Here is an 18851-nt window from a genome sequence, read left to right on the forward strand (position 1 = left end):
CACCGGTGTGCGAAATGAGAACAGACCTCACTATTCTACGGGACGTCCCCGCAGGCTGTCATGTCGATGGTCCGTGCCCTGGCTTACGCTCTGCCGGTTGATCTCCGCGCCGAGGCGGCTCCCCGTTCCCGGCGACCGCGGGCTCCGGCCGGGGATCGTTCGCGTCGCTGCGCCGAGGCGGCTGAGGGTCGCGCAGCCGCCCGCGGATGCGCCGCCGGTGGAGGTTCTCCCCGGCGAAGACGATGACCATGATGAGGACGAAGAGCCGGAGCAGGGCGAAGAGCGCGATGAACGAGGGTTCGAGGGCTTTGTCCGGCTCGCTCGCGGCGATGTCGCCGAGCTGGATCGCGACGGCGAAGACCGCCTCGACGAGCGCCCAGGCGATGAGCACCCACCAGCGGGAGACGGCGAGGGCGAGGAACGGCAGGATCCACAGCGAATCCCACGGCATGAGCCCGGGGGCGAACACGAGCGCCGAACCGATGAGCAGGCACGCGGCCACCGCGGGATCGATGCCGCGCCGGGCGACGACGACCATCGCCGCGCCGACGGCGAGGACCGCGAGTCCGCTGACGACGATCCACACCATCGCCCACGTCTCCGCGTTCCCGATGCGGGCCATGAGCAGGATCGAGGCGAACGAGCCGCCGTCGATCGCGTCGGTCGTCCAGTGGACGATCCGGCTGAGCGCGGTGCCGTCGGCGATGAGGAGGAGCGCCGAGGTGATCGTCGCGGTTGCGATCATCATCAGCGGGCTGCGCGGGGCGAGCCGCCCGGCCGGGTGGAGCCCGGAGAGGGTGAGGGCGGCGAGGACGAGGAGGGCGAGCGGGTTGATGAACGTGGCGATGCCGAGCAGGATCCCCGCCAGCCACGGCTGCGGTGTCACCGGTGCGGGGGCGACGACGAGGACGACCGCCCAGAGGCTGAGCGCCAGGGCGAGCGGGTCGAGCGTCGAGCCGAGGGTGAAGAGGATCGCCGGTGAGGCGAAGACCGCGACGAGCCAGGCCCGCTGCCGGGCGAGGATGAGGAGGGCGACACCGCTCGCTGCGACGGCGAACACGTTGATGAGGAGGACGAACGTCATGAACACGGAGACGTCGTCGGTGACGAGCCGGAAGAGACCGACGAGGCGGGCGTCGATGACGGAGAGGTCGGCGAGTCCGCCGTCGGCCCGGCCCACCGCCTGCGGGTTGAGCTGACCGAGGAACGATGCGGAGAGGGGACCGGCGCACATCCTCGCCGCGGCGCTCGGCTGCTGGTAGCCCGAGCTCAGGCACGGCGCCTGGAGGGCGAGCGCGAGGAACGTCGTCACCCCGAGGACGCCGGCGAGGACATAGGCCTGAGTGCGCCGGTACACCGCCGAGGCGACACCGCGGTGAATGCCGTCCGGACCGCCGAGCAGGGGCTCGGCGATCCGGGTGGCGTGGTTCGAAGGCATATTCAGAGGTTACCGGTCACGGCTTCCCCGAGCGGAATCATCCGCCCGGTGCGACCGGCGCGCGAGTGGAGCCGCCGTTTCCGCTCCCGCCGCTGGAGCCGTTGCCGCCGCCGGTGTCGCCACCGGAACCGCCGCCTCCGCCGTCACCGGAGCCTCCACCGCCACCGGAGCCTCCGCCGTCGCGGGAGCCGCCTCCGCCGGTGCTCGTGCCACCGCCGTCTTCGTTGCCCTGGTTACCGCCGCCGGTCGACGACCCGGTGTCGTTTCCGGTGTCTCCGGTGTCCTTCGAGCCTTCGCTGTCCTTCGACCCGTCGGCGGACTCGTTGGAGTCGGACGACGAATCGGCGTCCTTCTCCTTGTCCTTCTCCGAGTCCTTGTTCTCGTCGTCGGCAGGCTTCTTCGTCGGTTCGTCGACCGGCGCCTTCTTCTTCGTGTCCTCACCGTCGTCCTTCGGCTGCGGACGCGGGGCCGGAGGAGCGTTCGTGTTGACGGGCTTCTTCACCTCGGGCAGGGTTCCGCGCTTCGGGAACTTCTCGACCTCGGTGCCCTCGAGGGCGGCCTTCATGTAGTCGGTCCACACCTGGATCGGGAACGATCCGCCCGTGACCTCGCCGCGACCGCCGTAGGGTCCGATCGGAACCGACTTGCCGTCGACCTCACGGTAGAGGACGACCGAGGTCGCCAGCTGCGGGGTGTAGCCGGAGAACCAGGCGGACTTGTTCGACGTCGACGTACCGGTCTTGCCGGCGGCGGGACGGCCGAGGTTCTGCGCGTAGCTGCCCGAACCGCCGTTGACGACCTGGCTGAGCGCGTAGGTGGTCTCCGCGGCGACGGCCTTGTCGAAGACCCGCTCGCCCTCGGTGTCGGCCTTGTAGACCTCTTCGCCGTCCTTCGAGATCGACTCGATCGAGTGGGTCTCGTGGCGGACGCCGTTCGACGCGAACGTCGCGTATGCCGTCGCCATGTCGACGACCTTGACGCTCGGGGTGCCGAGCACGTTCGCGGCGTTCGGCGTGAGGTCGATCGTGCAGCTGGCTGTATCGCCTGAAGCCATCTGCTCCTTCGTGCAGTTGGGGCTCAGACCCGCCCGCTGCGCGACGTCGACGGTCTTGTCGGGACCGACCTGGACGTTGAGCGCGGCGTACGCGGTGTTGATCGAGGACTGTGTGGCCTTGAGCAGCGTCACCGGACCGTAGCTCGAGTTGCCGAAGTTGCTGACCTCCCACGGCGTGCCGTCGTTGTTCAGCGTCGTCGGGCTGCCGGGATAGCGGTCGGACAGGCGCACGCCGTTCTCGAAGCCGGCCACGAGAGCGAACGGCTTGAACGTCGAGCCCGCCTGCGCGTGACCCTGGGTCGAGGTGTTGAACGCCTGGTCGAGGTAGTTCTTGCCGCCGTAGAACGCCTCGATGCCACCGGTCTTCGGGTCGATCGAGACGAGTCCGGCCTGGAGTCCCTTCGGCTGGTTGCTCGGCAGCGACTCGATGGCCTTCTCGGCTTCCTTCATCCGGTCTTCGTCGAAGGTCGTGACGATGTTGTAGCCGCCGCGGTCGAGCTGCGACTCATCGATGTTGAGCTTGGCCATCGCCTCCTTGCGGACGTACTCCCACATGTAGCCCTTCTGGCCGCTCAGGGAGTCCTCCTTGCTCGGAGGCTGGACCTCGGGCATCTCGACCTGGTCGGCCTGCTCCTGGGTGATGAAGCCCTCGTCGACCATCGACTTGATGACGTAGTTGAAGCGGTCCTCGTAGGCACCCGGATCCTCTGCGGGGTCCGCGGCGCCGGGGCGCTGGATCATCGCGGCGAGCAGCGCTGACTCGCTGACGTCGAGGTCCTTCGCCGACTTGCCGAAGTAGTTCTGGCTGGCGACCTCGATGCCGTACGAGCGGCGGCCGAGGTAGATCGTGTTGAGGTAGTTCGCGAGGATCTCGTCCTTGCTCTGCTGCTGGTCGATCTTGAGCGCGATGAACATCTCCTTGACCTTGCGGTCGAGGGAGTGCTCGTTCGTGAGGTAGAAGTTCTTCACGTACTGCTGGGTGATCGTCGACCCGCCGCCCGCGTACTGGTTCGTCGCGACGCCGACGACGGCGCGGGAGAGACCCTTGACCGAGATGCCGCGGTTCTCATAGAAGGAGGTGTCCTCCGCGGCGATCGCCGCCTTCTGCATCGGCTCGGAGATCTCGTCGATCGGCACCGACTTGCGGTCCTCGATCTTGTAGTGGCCGATCGGCGTCTCGCCGTCGGCGTAGTAGATCGTCGACGTCTGCCCGGTGGCCTCGAGGTTCGGCTCGGGGATGTCGGTCGTCGCATAGCCGATGGCGAACGCGATGCATCCGAGGATGACGGCGCTGAGGCCGCCGACGACGAGGATGCGAAGACTCGGCAGGAAGCGCGTCCAGCCGCTCACGCCCGCACGCGGGTAGTTGAGCAGATTCTTCGCCGTCCTGCCTTTGGTGTTCGTGGGATTCTCAGCCTTGGCCATCCACAGTCCTCCAGGTCTTCTCCGTGCGCCGCAGCGGAGTCGCGACGGGGGTGGAAAAAGGGTCACAAATGGGTTTCAGTTTCGCACGCGTTCATTGGAACACCGTGAAAAATGCGGGATTACGCGCGCATTCAACTACTCTGCGGTAGAGCAGACAGCGTACCGCACCCCTGTTCACCTGGGGTTATACCTGCGTTTGCGTAAAGCAAACACTCAGACTGCGTGATTCCTCACATTCAGGCAGAGCGGCACCTCGGTGCCCATCCTATGGGGTCGTCCCCGGTGCCGCCGAATCCGCGATCCGCTCACCCCTTGAGGTCGAAGTCCGTGTCGGCGTATTCGGTCCCCTCGACGACCGGTTCGCCGCTGAAGGGGTGGAGCTGATCCTCCCGTGCCCGCAGCTCGACGCGGCGGATCTTGCCGGAGATCGTCTTGGGCAGCTCGGCGAACTCGAGGCGGCGGATCCGCTTGTACGGGGCGAGGTTGGCGCGGCAGTACGCGAGGATGTCCCGCGCGGTCTCCGCGTTCGCCTCGTATCCGCCGGTGAGCACCACGTAGGCCTTCGGCACGTTGAGCCGCACCGGATCCGGGGAGGGGACGACGGCCGCCTCGGCGACGGCGTCGTGCTCGATGAGCACGCTCTCGAGTTCGAACGGGGAGAGCCGGTAGTCGCTGGCCTTGAACACGTCGTCGGCGCGCCCGACGTAGGTGATGTAGCCGTCCTCGTCCCGCTCCGCGACGTCACCGGTGTGGTAGACGCCGCCGGCGAACGCCTCGGCGGTCTTCTCCGGATTGTTCCAGTATCCGGCCGTCAGCCCCAGGGGCGGAGGATCGAGGAGCAGGCAGATCTCGCCCTCGCTGCCCTCCTCGCCGGTCGCGGGATCGATGAGGACGACGTCGTACCCGGGCAGGACCTTGCCCATCGACCCGGACTTGAGCGGCTGGTCCGGCGAGTTGCCGATCTGCAGGGTCGTCTCGGTCTGTCCGTAGCCGTCGCGGATGAGCACGCCCCAGTCGCTCTTCACCCGGTCGATGACCTCGGGATTGAGGGGTTCGCCGGCCCCGAGCGCCTTCGTCGGCGGGGTCTTCAGCTGGGTGAGGTCGGCCTGGATGAGCATCCGCCACACGGTCGGCGGGGCGCAGAAGCTCGTCACGCCCACCCGGTCCATGGTCTCCATGAGGGCGTTGGCGTCGAAGCGGGAGTAGTTGTAGAGGAACACGCACGATTCGGCGATCCACGGGGTGAAGATGTTCGACCACGCGTGCTTGGCCCAGCCGGGCGAGGCGACGTTGAGATGGACGTCGCCGGGGGTCAGGCCCATCCAGTACATCGTCGAGAGGTGGCCGACGGGGTAGGAGACGTGGGTGTGGGCGACCATCTTCGCCTTCGACGTCGTCCCCGAGGTGAAGTAGAGGAGGAGCAGGTCGTCGGCCCGGGAGCGGCCGTGCGGGTCGAACTCGGTGCTCTCCTCATCGGCGTCGGCGTAGTCGTAGTCCTGCTGCCTGGTCGGCTCGCCGCCGACGACGATGCGGATGACCTCGGCGTCGACGTCGTCGAACTTCGCCGCGTCCTCGGGGCCGGCGACGACGAACTCCGCCTGCCCGCGCTCGACCCGGTCGTCGAGGTCGATCGGTCCGAGCTGCGTGGTCGTCGGCATGAGCACGGCGCCGAGCTTGATGCCGGCGAGCATCGTCTCCCAGAGCTCGACCTGATTGCCGAGCATGACCATGACGTGGTCGCCGCGCTTGACGCCTGCCCGCCGGAGGAAGTTCGCCACCTGGTTCGAGCGGGCCGCGAGCTCGGCGAAGCTCCACTTGCCCTCCGTGCCGTCCTGTTCGACGATCCACAGCGCGGGGTTGTCGTTGTCGACGGCGATCTGGTCGAACCAGTCGATGCCGAAGTTGAAGTGCGTGAACTGCGGCCACGCGAAGTCGGCCCGCGCGGCCTCGTAGTCGGTGCGCAGGTCGATCAGCCGGTCCCTGGCGCTGCGGAACTCGTCGGTCACGGTCATCACGGTCTCCTCGCGTGCTCGCTCACCGTCGCCTGTGACGACGGACACATGGTCTCGAGACCGAAGTTACCAGGTGCCCTCCCGCTGCGACACCGGCAGGGGTGGGGTGACCTGCGCTCTCATTCCGCGGGAGCGTTCTCCGCCCACCAGGCCCGCAGCTCCGCCTCGGCGCGCTCAGTCCCCAACGGCCCGTGCTCGAGACGCAGCTCGAGGAGGTGCTTGTACGCCTTCCCGACGAGCGGGGAGGGTTCGATGCCGAGGATCTCCATGATCTGCCGCCCGTCGAGGTCGGGGCGGATCGCAGCGAGCTCCTCCTGTGCGGCGAGCGCGGAGATCCGGTGCTCGAGATCGTCGTAGGCGAAGGCGAGCCGGTCGGCCTTCTTCCGGTTCCGCGTCGTGACGTCGGCGCGGGTGAGGATGTGGAGGCGGGTGAGCAGGGACCCGGCATCGGTGACGTAGCGGCGCACCGCGGCATCGGTCCAGCCGGCGTCGCCGTAGCCGTAGAAGCGCAGGTGGAGTTCGACGAGGCGGGCCACGGCCTTCGTCGTGTCCTTGTCGAAGCGCAGGGCCTTCATCCGCTTCGCGGTGAGCTTCGCGCCGACGACATCGTGATGGTAGAAGGTCACGGCCCCGCCGTTGACGAAGTTGCGCGTCGCGGGTTTGCCGACATCGTGCATGAGCGCGGCGAACCGGACGACGAAGTCGGGTTCGGGCAGGTGCTGCGGGTCGTCGGCGCTCATGTCCGCGCGTCGCTGCCGCGCCGCGTACTCTGCTTCGAGGTCGACGGCCTGCCGGAGCACGGTGAGGCTGTGCTGGTAGACGTCCTTGTGCCGGTGGTGCTCGTCGGTCTCGAGCCGCAGGCCGGAGACCTCGGGGAGCACATGGTCGGCGAGCCCGGTGCGCACGAGGAGATCGATGCCGGCGGCCGGGTCCGTGCCGGTGATGAGCTTGACGAGTTCGACCTGGATGCGCTCGGCGGAGATGATCGCGATCCGTCCCGCCATCGCCTCCATCGCCGCTTCGACCTCGGGGTCCGGGTCGAGGCCGAGCTGGGAGGTGAACCGGGCCGCCCGCATCATCCGCAGCGGGTCGTCGGAGAACGAGTCCTCGGCCGCCCCGGGGGTGCGGATGCGCCCGGCGAGGAGGTCGTCGAAGCCCTGGTGGGGGTCGACGAAGGTCTTCTCGGGCAGGCGGACGGCCATCGCCCCGATCGTGAAGTCGCGGCGGACGAGGTCGTCGTCGAGGCTGTCGCCGAACCGGACGACGGGTTTGCGCGATTCGGGCTCGTACGCCTCGGCTCGGTAGGTGGTGATCTCGATCTGGACGCCGGACTTCATCGCTCCGATCGTGCCGAAGTCGCGACCGATGTCCCAGTGGGCGTCGGCCCAGTCGGAGATGAGGGCGAGGATGTCGTCGGGCCGGGCGTCGGTGGTGAAGTCGAGATCGGGCATCGGCCGACCGAGAAGTGCGTCACGCACGGACCCGCCGACGAGGGCGAGTTCGAAGCCGGCGTCAGCGAAGCGGCGGCCGAGGGGCTCGAGGATGTCATCGAGGTCGTCGAGCCTGTCGTACAGCCGGACGTGCGCGCTCTGCGGATCCACCGAACTCCTTCTTCTCGATCGTCAGGTTCCCTGCCGGAGGCAACCTCCAGCCTACCGGGAGCGCGTCGGACGAAACTTCCAAGAATCGACCATTAAGGTAGGAGAATGACCACACCGATGCCCAAACCTGGACCCCGGGCATCCCGCCGCACGACGGTCGAGGAGACTTCCGCCGGGGGCATCGTCGTCGACTTCGCCAGCGATGATCTCAGTGTGGCCGTCATCGCCCGGCTCAATCGGGCGGGCAGACTCGAATGGTGCCTGCCCAAGGGCCATCTCGAGGGAGCGGAGACCGCCGCCGAGGCGGCCCGCCGTGAGGTCGAGGAGGAGACCGGGATCTCCGGCCAGGTCATCTGCCCGCTCGGCACCGTCGACTACTGGTTCACCGTCACCGGCATCCGGATCCACAAGCTCGTCCACCATTTCCTCCTGCGCGCAAGGTCGGGCACGCTCACCGTCGACAACGATCCCGATCAGGAGGCCGTCGACGCCGCCTGGGTGCCGTTCGACGACCTGCGATCGAAGCTGTCGTTCGCCAACGAGCGCCGCATCGTCGCCGCTGCTCGTCCCATGGTGCGCAGGTGGGAGCTGTGAGAGCGGTGTCCCGGTGGACCGCCGGATGAAGTCAGAGGACCTGTGATCACGCGCTTTCTCTTCGCGCTGCTGAGTGCGACCCTGCTGCTGGCAGGGTCGGTCTTCGCCTACCCGCTGACCGCCTCGGCGAGCCAGTCGGGCACCGCCTCACCGACGCGCTCGAGCGGCAGCGGGGCCGCCGACGGCGGTGACACCGACGGCGGGGAATCGGGAACCGGCGTCTCGATCGCCCTCACCGAGGTGACCCCCTGGCTCAACGGCAGCGGCACGCTCACGGTCCGCGGGACGGTGACGAACTCGACGGATGCCGCGATCTCCGACCCCACTCTGCGGTTGGGCATGTCGACGCGCAACCTCGACGCCGAATACCGCATCGAGGCGTGGAAGACCGACCCGTCGATGCACCGGGTCATCGCCGATCTCGACGACAACGGACCCGATGCGCGGAACCGCAGCTCCGCCGACAGCGACCCGGTCACCGCCGTCGATGCGACGTTCGCCGACCGGCTCAGCCCGGGCGCCACCGGCGAATTCACGATGACCGTGCCCGCCGACCAGCTCGGCCTGCCCCGGTCCTCGCCGAACACCTCGTGGGGCCCGCGCGGTCTCAGCGTCCAGCTCAGCGACACCTCGGGGGCGCTGGCGACCGGCGTCGCATTCACGACGTGGTACCCGGATCCGAAGTTCGATCAGACCCGGATCAGCTTCCTCGCCCCGGTGACGCTGCCCGGCTACACCGGCGACGGACTCATCAGCGCCGAGGAGCTCGATCGGGCCATCGCCGCCGACGGCCCGCTCACCGCGGTCAACGGAGTCCTCCAGACCCCCGGCGTCGCGATCGCCCTCGACCCGCGGATCATCGCCTCGTTCGAGGCTGCCGTCGCCGAACCGCCGCCGCCCGGCGACGACGGAGACCCCGCTGCCACCGAGGAGCCCTCGGCTCCGGCGACGGACGCCGGCACCGCGCCGCCCGAGGACGATCCGGGCGCGCAGAGCCCGGAAGAGGAGAGGGCGGCAGAAGAGCGTCGACAGCGGCTCGACACGTGGTACCGGGACTTCCTCGCAACCGCCGGCTCCCACACCGTCATCGCGCTGCCCTTCGGCGATCCCGATCAGGCCTCGCTGGCCGGCAGGGAGCTCGACGACCTCGGCCGGTTCGCGCAGGAGGAGAAGCGGCTCGTCAAGGACGTCCTGCCGAAGGCGCGGACCGACATCGGATGGCCGATCGCCGGGACGGCGACCCGCGCCGATCTCGCCGCGCTCTCGGCGGCCGGCAACAAGACGATCATCCTCGACGACGTCCAGCAGCCGCCGCTGTCGGGCATCCGGGAGAGCGCGCACTCGCAGACGCGGACGAACTCCGACGGCAGCGCGATGGTCGAAACGCTCATCAGCGACTCCGCTCTCACTGCCGCCAGTGCCGACGTCATCGCCGCCGACCGGCCGGCCGCGGCGATGAGCGAGCTCGTCGCGACGACCGCGGCGATCCAGTCCGAGGCCCCCAACCGGTCCCGCCACCTCCTCGTCCCGTTGCCGCGGACGACCGCCTCGGCGCAGTGGGAGCAGGTCGTCTCCACGGTCGCCGGCTCCCCGTGGGTCGACGCCGCCAACCTCGACAGCCTGCTCAGCAGCGACATCGAGCCGCGCGGACTGCTCCAGAAGGCGCAGGATCCCGAGCGGATCGCCACGAGCACGCTCGAAGGGCTCGCCGACATCCGTGCCCGGCAGACGCAGTTCAACAGCGTCTTCACCGATCCTGACGCCGCGAATCGCCGCACCGATCGTGCGCTGCTCGGCTGCACCTCGGTGGCGTGGACGCTCGGCGGGGACTCCGCGACGTGCCTCGACCAGGCGCAGCAGACGAGCCAGGCCCAGCTCGACAGCCTCTACCTCGAGAAGGGATCGTCGGTGCTCCTCGTCACCGGGGAGAAGACGACGATCCCCGTGACGATCGTCAACGACTCCGGCGCCGAGGCGACGCTCAAGCTCTCGATGAAACCGCAGACTCCGCAGCTGCGGGCGCAGACGACGGAGACCGTCGTCGTGCCCCCGGCGGAGACGATGCGCGTCGACGTGCCCGTCGAGGGGCTCGCCAATGCCGACGTGCCCACGCGCATCGAGATGATCTCCGAATCCGGGGTCGTCCTCCCGCAGAGCACCTCCCTGCTCGTGCGGGTGCGCGCGGACTGGGAGAACATCGGCACCGCGGTCGTCGGATTGGCGCTCGCGGCGGTGTTCGTGATCGGCTTGGTCAAGTCCGTGCGCCGCGGACGCAGGAAGATCCCGGAGCAGCAGCTGGCCGCAGCGGTCGCCCGGGCGAAGAACGACAACCCCGAGAGGAAGGGACAGTAAGTGGCGTCATTCTCCTCGCTCGCCCGCTCGTCGGCGATCATGACGGCAGGCACCCTGACCTCGCGGATCCTCGGCCTCGTCAAGGCCTCCCTGCTCGCGACCGCGATCGGCATCACCGCAGTGCAGGCCGACGTCTTCGACGTCGCGAACAAGGTCCCGAACACGCTCTACATGCTGCTCGCCGGCGGTGTCGTCAACGCCGTCCTCGTCCCGCAGCTCGTCCGTGCGGCCAAGCGCGACGACGGCGGCCAGGACTACACGAACCGCCTCCTCACCCTCTCGTTCCTCCTGCTGACGATCGTCACCGTCATCGCGACGCTCGCCGCGCCGATCCTCGTGTGGCTCTACTCCTCGGGATGGAGCCCCGAACAGCTGGCACTGGCCACGGCCTTCGCCTACTGGTGTCTGCCGCAGGTCTTCTTCTACGGGCTCTACACGCTGCTCGGCCAGGTGCTCAACTCGAAGTCGTCGTTCGGTCCCTACATGTGGGCCCCGGTGCTCAACAACGTCGTCGCGATCATCGGCCTGCTCATCTTCATCGTCGTCTTCGGCACGAACACCGCCTCCCCGCACACCCTCGACACGTGGACGCCGGACAAGATCGCCCTCCTCGGCGGGTCGGCAACGCTCGGCGTCGCGGCGCAGGCGCTCATCCTCATCTGGCCGCTCAAGCGCATCGGGTTCTCATACCGGCCGACCTTCGGATTCCGCGGAGTCGGCCTCGGCACCGCCGGCAAGGTCGCGTTCTGGACGTTCGCGGCGATGCTCGTCGGACAGCTCGGATTCCTCATCATCTCCCGGGTCGCCGCCGGCGCCTCGGTGCCGGGGGAAGGGAACGCGTCGAACGCGGCGTACACCAATGCCTACCTCGTCTTCATGCTTCCGCACTCGCTCATCGCGGTCTCCCTGGCCACCGCCCTCTTCACGTCGCTGAGCAGGAACGCCGCCGACCACGACACGGCAGCGGTGAAGTCGGACTTCTCAATGGGCGTGCGCACCGTCGGGCTCATCAACTCCTTCGCCGTCGCCGCCCTCGTCGTCCTCGCCTCGCCCGTGGCGATGATCATCGCCGGCTCCGGCCGGGAACAGGCGACGGCGGTCGGACTCGTCATCATCACGATGGTCTTCGGACTCATCCCGTTCAGTGCGAACTATCTCGCCCAGCGCGTCTTCTACGCCTACGAGGACGCGCGCACCCCGTTCTTCATCCAGCTGCCCCAGATCATCTTCCAGTCCCTTGCGGTGCTCTCGGCGTCGATCTTCCCGAAGTCCGTGACGGTGGCGATCATCGGCCTCGTCATGAGCCTCGGGTACCTGTTCGCGATGATCCTCTCGTTCGCGATCCTGCGCCGCCGCCTCGGCGACATCGACATCAGAGCGATCGCGAAGGCGCATGTGAAGTTCCTCATCGCGGCGCTCGCGGCCGGCCTCGCCGGATTCGGAATGCTCCTGCTCTTCCCCGACTTCGCCCTGGCCGGCCGATGGCAGGCCTTCGTCACCACGGCTGTCGTCGGATCGGTCATGCTCCTTGTCTACATCGGCGCCTGTTTTCTGCTCCGTGTCAGAGAGTTGCATTCGATTATTGGGCTCGCAGCTGGAAAACTGAAGAGATAGCCTGCCCAATCCCCGCCCCCGGAGGTGATCCCCCTGATCGATATCGAACCCGGCATGGTCGTAGCCGGTCGCTATGTCGTATCAACGGTCGACCGCCCCTGGCTCGAGGACAAGCCCGCTGTCGGCACGGTGTGCACGGCTCTCGATGCGATCCTCGATGAACCCGTCCTCATCCACGTCGCCGACGCCGAGGCCTCCTCCGACGTCCTCGAAGCCGCCCAGCGCGTCTCGATCCTCGGCGACCCCCGCATCGCCCCGACCCTCGACGTCGGGCATTCGAACGGCCTCGACTACGTCGTCTCCCAGCGCATCGCCGTCACCGCGCTCGGACAGATCCTGCCGAAGACCCCGTTGCCCGTCGACGCGGCGAAGGCGCTCATCGGGGAGATCGGCACGGTTCTCGTCACCTCGGCGCGGCGGGGACTCTTCCACATGTTCCTCCGGCCGAGCGTCGTCGGGATCACCTCGTCGGGCGGCATCCTCGTCTCCGGCATCGGCATCGACGCGGCCCTGGCGCTGGGCACCGGGGTCATCGACCCGGACGACTACACGCCGACGAAGGCCTCCCGGCAGGACGCCCTCGACCTCATCCGGCTCTTCTATGCGGCGGTGACCGGCTACTGGCCCGCCGAGGAGGGCATGAGCGGAGTGCCCGCGGCACCGCGGGAGAACTCGCGGATCGCCCGTGCGAAAGCGCTCAACCCCGAGGTGCCCGCAGAGCTCGACGACTTCATCAGCGGCGTGCTCACCGGGCAGGACCCCGGTCCGGGATCCGTCGCCGAGGTGCTCGGCTTCATCGACGAGTGGGACGCCGAGCTGCTCCGCTACGTCAACCGCACCCCGGCGGCCGAGAACGACAAGCTCTTCGACGCCTCACCGGCGAGCTTCGAGGAGGCCACGAGCCTGCCGACGGCGGGGACCCCGACGATCGGCGGAGCGACGACACCGGCGAGCGAGGACCAGGTCAAGGCCGCGCTCGTGCGCATCGGCATCACCCGGCCGGGGACGAGGGGACTCGCTGCCGGAGTCTCCGGTCGCACCACCGGACGATACGCCGATCGGATGCAGATGCGGAAGGCATCGAGCTTCCCGATCGGGGCCGAGCAGATCGACAATGCCGCGAAGGACTGGGACGAGTGGCAGCCGGAGCAGACCTACTCGGAGTACTCGGGCTACTCGGCCCACGAGTACGACGAGAACCTCACCTCGCCGATCCTCAACCGCGACGAGCCCGAACCGGACACTCAGGCCCTCGACATCGTCGCGATCGACGAGGAGGAGGACGAGAACGACACCCGCGTCATCATCGACGACGAGGACGACGGCTCGTGGTTCCTCGGGGGGATGTTCGAGACCTCGGAGCAGCAGCGCGAGCATCAGCTGCGCGAATACGAGCGTGAGCGCCGGATCTCGAAGGCCAAGGAGGAAGAGGCTCGCCGGCGTCTGGCAGCGCTCGAGGCGTCCTCGGCGGCCCGCCAGGAGGAGGCCAATGCCGCGACTCCGCCGAAGCAGATGCGCCGGCTCTCGCCGGAGACCGTCGACGAGCGCCCCACGGCAGCCGGCCTCGGGGCCGGTTCCGGCTCGGGCGGCGGCGGCTCCGGGTCCGGCGGCGGTTCGGGTGCCGCAGCGGCCGCAGGTGCGGGAGCCTCCGGCGCGGGCGGTTCACCTTCGAACAGTCGCACTGCCGTCGCCGGAGCGGCTGCGGGTGCCGGAGTGGCCGGTGCAGGTGCTGCCGCTGCAGGTGCCGGCGGCGCCGGTGCCCAGCCACCCGGAGGCACGGGCGCACAGTCACGTGCGGCCGGGGGGCGGGGCGGCAACGGCGGAGGCGCCGCGGCGAGCTCCCGGGCGGTCGCCGCTGATGAGGATCCGCAGGCGGCGAAGACGCGCACCCGCAAGCCCTTCGCACTGCTCGTCCTCGGTCTCCTCGTCATCGCCGCCGTCATCATCGGCATCATCGTCGTCAACCTCAACTCGGGCGGGGACGAGCCGACCGCCACACCCGCCTCGACGGCTCCGAGTCAGCCGGCCGAAGAGCAGCCCACGGAGGAGCCTCAGGCTGAGCCCCCGGTGATCGACAAGGTCACGGCGCTCGACCCGCAGGGCGATGACACGGAGAACGACGATCAGGCCAAGGACGTCATCAAGGGCGAGAAGGGGTCGTGGCGCACCGACCGGTACAACTCGGCGGAGTTCGGCAACCTCAAGGACGGCGTCGGCCTGCTCTTCGAGTTCGAGAAGACGGCACCCGTCAGTGAGGTCACCGTCGTCTCGTCGACGTCGGGCGGAGCGTTCGAGATCCTCAGCGGCGCAGACCCCGAGTCGGCGAAGAAGGTCGGCGAAGGGGAGTTCGACGATGCGAAGGGCGGCGTCACCGTCACCCTCGATGAGGGCGTCGACACCGACAGCCTCATCCTCTGGGTCACCGAGCTGCCCCGCGACGACGGCGGATACCGGGCCGTCATCAGCACCGTCGACATCGCCTAGCCACTCCGTCGGAGGACAACCGAACCCCGTCGGGCGGTCAGCACCGATCGACCGCCTCGGCGAGGAATAGTCACCGAGTATGCTCGGTTACCTAGAGAGCACCCAATCAGCGCCGCTGCGGCGCGACATGACAGAACACACAACAGGGACAGGGAACGCACATGACTGACACTCAACTCGTGATCATCGGGTCGGGACCGGCCGGGTACACGGCCGCGATCTACGCCGCCAGGGCCAACCTGTCTCCTGTGGTCATCGCGGGCTCGGTGACGGCCGGCGGCGAGCTCATGAACACCACGGACGTCGAGAACTACCCCGGCTTCCCGGCCGGCATCCAGGGCCCCGAGCTCATGGAGAACATGCGCGAGCAGGCGGAGCGGTTCGGGGCGCAGGTCGTCTACGACGATGTCGAGACGCTCAAGCTGCACCCCGGTGCCCATCAGATCGAGACCGCTCTCGGGTCCCGCTACACCGCGAAGGCCGTCATCCTCGCCACGGGATCGGCCTACCGCGAGCTGGGGCTGCCGAACGAGAAGAAGCTGTCGGGCCACGGTGTGAGCTGGTGCGCGACCTGCGACGGCTTCTTCTTCCGTGACCAGCACATCGCCGTCGTCGGCGGCGGCGACTCGGCGTTGGAAGAGGCGACGTTCCTCACCCGCTTCGCCTCGAAGGTCACGCTCATCCACCGCCGTCAGGAGCTGCGTGCGTCCCAGGCGATGCAGGATCGGGCGAAGGCCGACGAGAAGCTCGAGTACATGCTCGACACCGAGGTCGAGGCGATCCACGGCGAGGACGCGCTGACCGGGATCACCGTGCGCAACACGGAGACGGGAGAGACCTCCGAGCTGCCGGTGACCGGTCTGTTCGTCGCGATCGGCTCGGATCCGCGCACGAGCCTGTTCGCCGAGCAGCTGCCGCTGCGTCCCGATGGCTACCTCGAGGTCGAGGGCCGCTCGTCGAAGACCGCTGTCGAAGGCGTCTTCGCCGCCGGCGACGTCATCGACTCCGTCTACCGTCAGGCGATCACCGCTGCCGGGTCCGGCTGCGCCGCGGCCCTCGACGCGGAGAACTATCTCGCGGATCTCGACGCCTCCGATGTCCTCGAGGCCGAGGGTGACCACGAGGCCGCCGTCGAGGTGATGAACGCCTGAGCCGGTTTCCCTGAGGAGCCGACTTGCCTGAAGGACGGAAATCCCTAAGGGACCGAATTCCCTGAGGATCCGAGAATCCTCGGTCCAGCGGGCCGCGGCCTCGGGGAATGAAACCCGCGTGCACGCTGTTGCCGCTTATGACACTCACCAGCAGAAAGGGAGATCATGTCGACCGACGTCACTGACGCTACATTCGAAGACACCGTCCTCAAGTCGGACAAGCCCGTGCTTGTCGACTTCTGGGCACCCTGGTGCGGGCCCTGCCGCATGGTCAGCCCCATCGTTGATCAGATCGCCGACGAGAACGCTGACAAGCTCACCGTCGTCAAGGTCAACACCGACGAGAACCTCGAGACCGCGAGCAAGTACGGAATCACCTCGATTCCCGCTCTCTACGTCTTCAAGGACGGTGAGGTCGCGAAGACCATCATCGGCGCCCGCCCGAAGCCTGCCCTCGAAGACGAGCTCAAAGACTTCATCTGATCAAGTTCCAAGGCGCCTGTTGTAATATCAACAGGCGCCTTCGGCGTACATCCCCGCAGTTTCACATCCTCAGCACAGCAGATTGGCACGACATTGAATCACCAGGAACGACCGCAGTTCAGAAGCGGAGACGCTTCAGAGGTCCTGCCGGCGATCAAATCGCAGATGGCGCGTCTGGGTCTCAATGTCGGAGATCCCCGCGGCGAGGACTTCGATCGGCCGTTCGAACTCGCCGTTCGGCAGTTCCAGCAGACCCGGGGGATCCTCTGCGACGGTGTGCTCGGCTCTGAGACGTTCACAGAGCTTGATCGTGCCCGTTTCCAGCTCGGTGACCGTGTACTCCGTTTCGACCCCGTCAAGGTCCTCACAGGCGATGATGTGCTCACCCTCCAGCGCAGTCTCTCGGGTCTCGGTTTCTATGCCGGCCGAATCGACGCCGAGTACGGCGCTGCCACCGAGGCGGCCGTCAAGGAGCTGCAGATGGGTCTGGGAGCGAAGGTCGACGGCATCGCCGGCCCGCAGACTCTCCGTGGACTCGACGCCGTCGACCGCAAGCACACGACGGGGAACCTCTACGCGCTCGAGGAGACGGCACGCGTCGCAGCATCCGGGACCTCGTTGGCCGGTCGGACCTTCGTCATCGAAGCGGCCACCACGACCACCGATTTCGTCACGCTGCCGATGAACGAGTGGCAGAAGAAGCTCGAACGCGATGTCACTACAGATGTAGCCGGACGTTTGGCCGGCCGTCTCGAAGCGGTCGGGGCCGGAGCCATCGTGCTCGACGGCGACGCGGCAGAGATCAACGCCGCAGATCAGCTCGGTGCCTCAGCGGTCATCACCGTCACCGCCGACGTCAGCCGCTCGCCCGGGGCGAACGGTCTGGCGACGTTCTACTTCGGGCATGAGGAGCACCCGGATCTCAACTCGCCTGTCGGGAAGCGACTGGCCTCTCTCATCCAGAGCGAGATCACCGCGCGCACGGGTATGCTCGACTGCCGCTCGCACGGACGCACGTGGTCGTCACTCAAGCGACTCCGGACACCCAAAGTCCATGTCGTCACGGGGTACCTCACCAACGCCGACGATCGCCGCAACCTCGAGGACCCCGCGGTGCGCGACGCCATCGCCGACGGCATCGCGGCGGCATTGCAGCGCCTTTACGTGAAAGAGGATGCCGACCCGGCAACCGGCACGCTCAGTCTCGCCGAGATCAAAGCCTACGGCTGACGCCGAGGCGCACACTCAATCAAAGCCTACGGCCGACGCCGATGCGTACACACGCTGGCGCATGCATTCACTCGCTGGCACAACCGCTACCGAGACGGGTCCTGAGAGCTCTCATCGATTCTTCGCCAGAAAAAGTTAGGACCGGCGAGGATCTTCATCAGACCGACCGGCCTTTTGAGTTGGAATTCTCGTGGGACGGACCCAAGTTATCCAATTGCCAAACCGGCCGCGAAACATACTGCGCTCAGTCCTTACGGTTTACGGTCCGCTCGCCGACGAGGTCGTCCACTGAGTGCGGATACACAACCGTCCAGCGCTGACACCAATGACTGTACGGCGATCGCTGCGATGGACCGGCATAACGACGTTGGCTGAGGTTTCACGTGAAACAATGACGAACCCTCGATTGCGCGGTTAGCAGAAGGGAACTAGCACGCTCGCCCGTCACTCATTCGCGGAAAAGCCGTTCCCCGTGAAACACACCGACCGCTTCACTCGGAACATGTCGAGACGCCTTCGGGCGGGGACTTCCGAGATTGAGAGACGCGACTTGAATCGGCTCGCTATTGAACGCTTTTCCAGCGCCGCGGCCACCATGCAAAGTGCCCAGTTTCAGGCGACTGACGGATGAATTCGCCTCGGCGACGACGGCCTACGCGTTTTACAGAAAGGCCGAAACCTCAATACGATGCAATGACCGAGCCTTCATGAGGCGGCGCGGAGAAGTTTGATTGTTCAGGCGCCGATCCACTGTAGTCACGGTAGCAAACGCCCGATCCGTTCCACGTGAAACAACCGACTCACCGTTCCACGTGAACCACCCACGTCTGTGTTCCACGTGAAACACCCGATGCAGAGGGAAGGCAAGAAGATTTGACGCCCGGCAGCTAAACAGACGGACAAGCGCCCCGAATAGCTGTATCCGCAATGCACTATCGACCATTCTGCGACGACGCGAGGCAGAAGGTCATGCTCTACGGTCCTTTGGGGAGGCTAGTACGACTGTCGACAACAGCGCCTGCAACACTGCATCTTGAACCTTGAAGGACCGGGCAGGCCGTTTCACGTGAAACACCTACGCATTCTCAACCATGCTGGCAATGCCTCACACGGGACTCGGCTGCGTCGGCAATAATGGTCTCCGAGTGGCCCTGTTTCACGTGAAACGCCGAGCTCTATCGAACTGCGGGGTAATATTCTGTGAATCAGGCGCACCCTGGCATCTCTCTCCCGGATTCGACTTCATCGATCCAGTGCTGTCGGAGATAGCAGATCAAGCGCTACGATCGATTCTGCTCCAGACGCTCGGCAACACGAAGACACAGACGCGCCATCTGATTCGTCCACATAGCCACGAACCCCAGGAAGTGAACAGAACCCAACCATTATGGACGATCGCGAGGGGGGCACAGG

The 18851-nt window shown here is 67.2% G+C and carries 11 protein-coding genes; 7 read left to right on the forward strand and 4 right to left on the reverse strand.

The genetic code is table 11. The features are described from left to right. Positions 1-58: 58 nt before the first annotated feature. From ABD154_RS02875 to ABD154_RS02890, 4 genes are all read right to left on the reverse strand, one after another. Positions 59-1438, reverse strand: a complete 1380-nt coding sequence (locus tag ABD154_RS02875; RefSeq protein ID WP_211978525.1) for a hypothetical protein — start codon at positions 1436-1438, stop codon at positions 59-61. A gap of 37 nt (positions 1439-1475) precedes the next feature. Further along, on the reverse strand, positions 1476-3917 hold the full coding sequence (locus ABD154_RS02880) for a transglycosylase domain-containing protein (protein ID WP_249120968.1): 2442 nt from the start codon (positions 3915-3917) through the stop codon (positions 1476-1478). Positions 3918-4222: 305 nt separating this feature from the next. After that, complete coding sequence (locus ABD154_RS02885; RefSeq protein WP_282959866.1) at positions 4223-5929, reverse strand: AMP-binding protein; 1707 nt, start codon at positions 5927-5929, stop codon at positions 4223-4225. Between the two features lie 119 nt (positions 5930-6048). Beyond that, the gene (locus tag ABD154_RS02890) at positions 6049-7530 is read right to left on the reverse strand and encodes a CCA tRNA nucleotidyltransferase (RefSeq protein WP_211978523.1); all 1482 of its coding nucleotides are present in this window, start codon (positions 7528-7530) and stop codon (positions 6049-6051) included. 105 nt (positions 7531-7635) lie between these two features. Here ABD154_RS02890 and ABD154_RS02895 point away from each other — a divergent pair, with 105 nt between their 5' ends. The 7 genes from ABD154_RS02895 (at position 7636) to ABD154_RS02925 (ending at position 17438) form a co-directional block, all read left to right on the forward strand. Further along, on the forward strand, positions 7636-8124 hold the full coding sequence (locus tag ABD154_RS02895) for an NUDIX domain-containing protein (RefSeq protein WP_198500078.1): 489 nt from the start codon (positions 7636-7638) through the stop codon (positions 8122-8124). A 42-nt stretch (positions 8125-8166) separates the two neighbouring features. Then, positions 8167-10476, forward strand: coding sequence for a DUF6049 family protein (locus tag ABD154_RS02900; protein ID WP_211978522.1), 2310 nt, complete (start codon positions 8167-8169; stop codon positions 10474-10476). Beyond that, positions 10477-12090 carry a murein biosynthesis integral membrane protein MurJ gene (murJ, locus tag ABD154_RS02905; protein ID WP_344249940.1) on the forward strand — a complete coding sequence of 538 codons (1614 nt, stop codon included), beginning with the start codon at positions 10477-10479 and terminating at the stop codon, positions 12088-12090. It abuts the gene before it with no gap. Between the two features lie 54 nt (positions 12091-12144). After that, the gene (locus ABD154_RS02910) at positions 12145-14574 is read left to right on the forward strand and encodes a protein kinase family protein (protein ID WP_249120967.1); all 2430 of its coding nucleotides are present in this window, start codon (positions 12145-12147) and stop codon (positions 14572-14574) included. Positions 14575-14735: 161 nt separating this feature from the next. Continuing rightward, complete coding sequence (trxB, locus tag ABD154_RS02915) at positions 14736-15725, forward strand: thioredoxin-disulfide reductase (protein ID WP_211978520.1); 990 nt, start codon at positions 14736-14738, stop codon at positions 15723-15725. Between the two features lie 165 nt (positions 15726-15890). After that, entirely contained in the window at positions 15891-16208 is a 318-nt protein-coding gene (gene trxA, locus ABD154_RS02920; protein WP_198500082.1) for a thioredoxin, read from the forward strand. A 93-nt stretch (positions 16209-16301) separates the two neighbouring features. Beyond that, a complete protein-coding gene (locus tag ABD154_RS02925) occupies positions 16302-17438 on the forward strand; it encodes an N-acetylmuramoyl-L-alanine amidase (RefSeq protein ID WP_211978519.1) in 1137 nt (378 codons plus the stop codon). Positions 17439-18851: the final 1413 nt, after the last annotated feature.

It is taken from the genome of Brevibacterium sanguinis (genome assembly GCF_039528855.1).
GTDB classification, from domain to species: Bacteria; Actinomycetota; Actinomycetes; order Actinomycetales; family Brevibacteriaceae; genus Brevibacterium; species Brevibacterium sanguinis.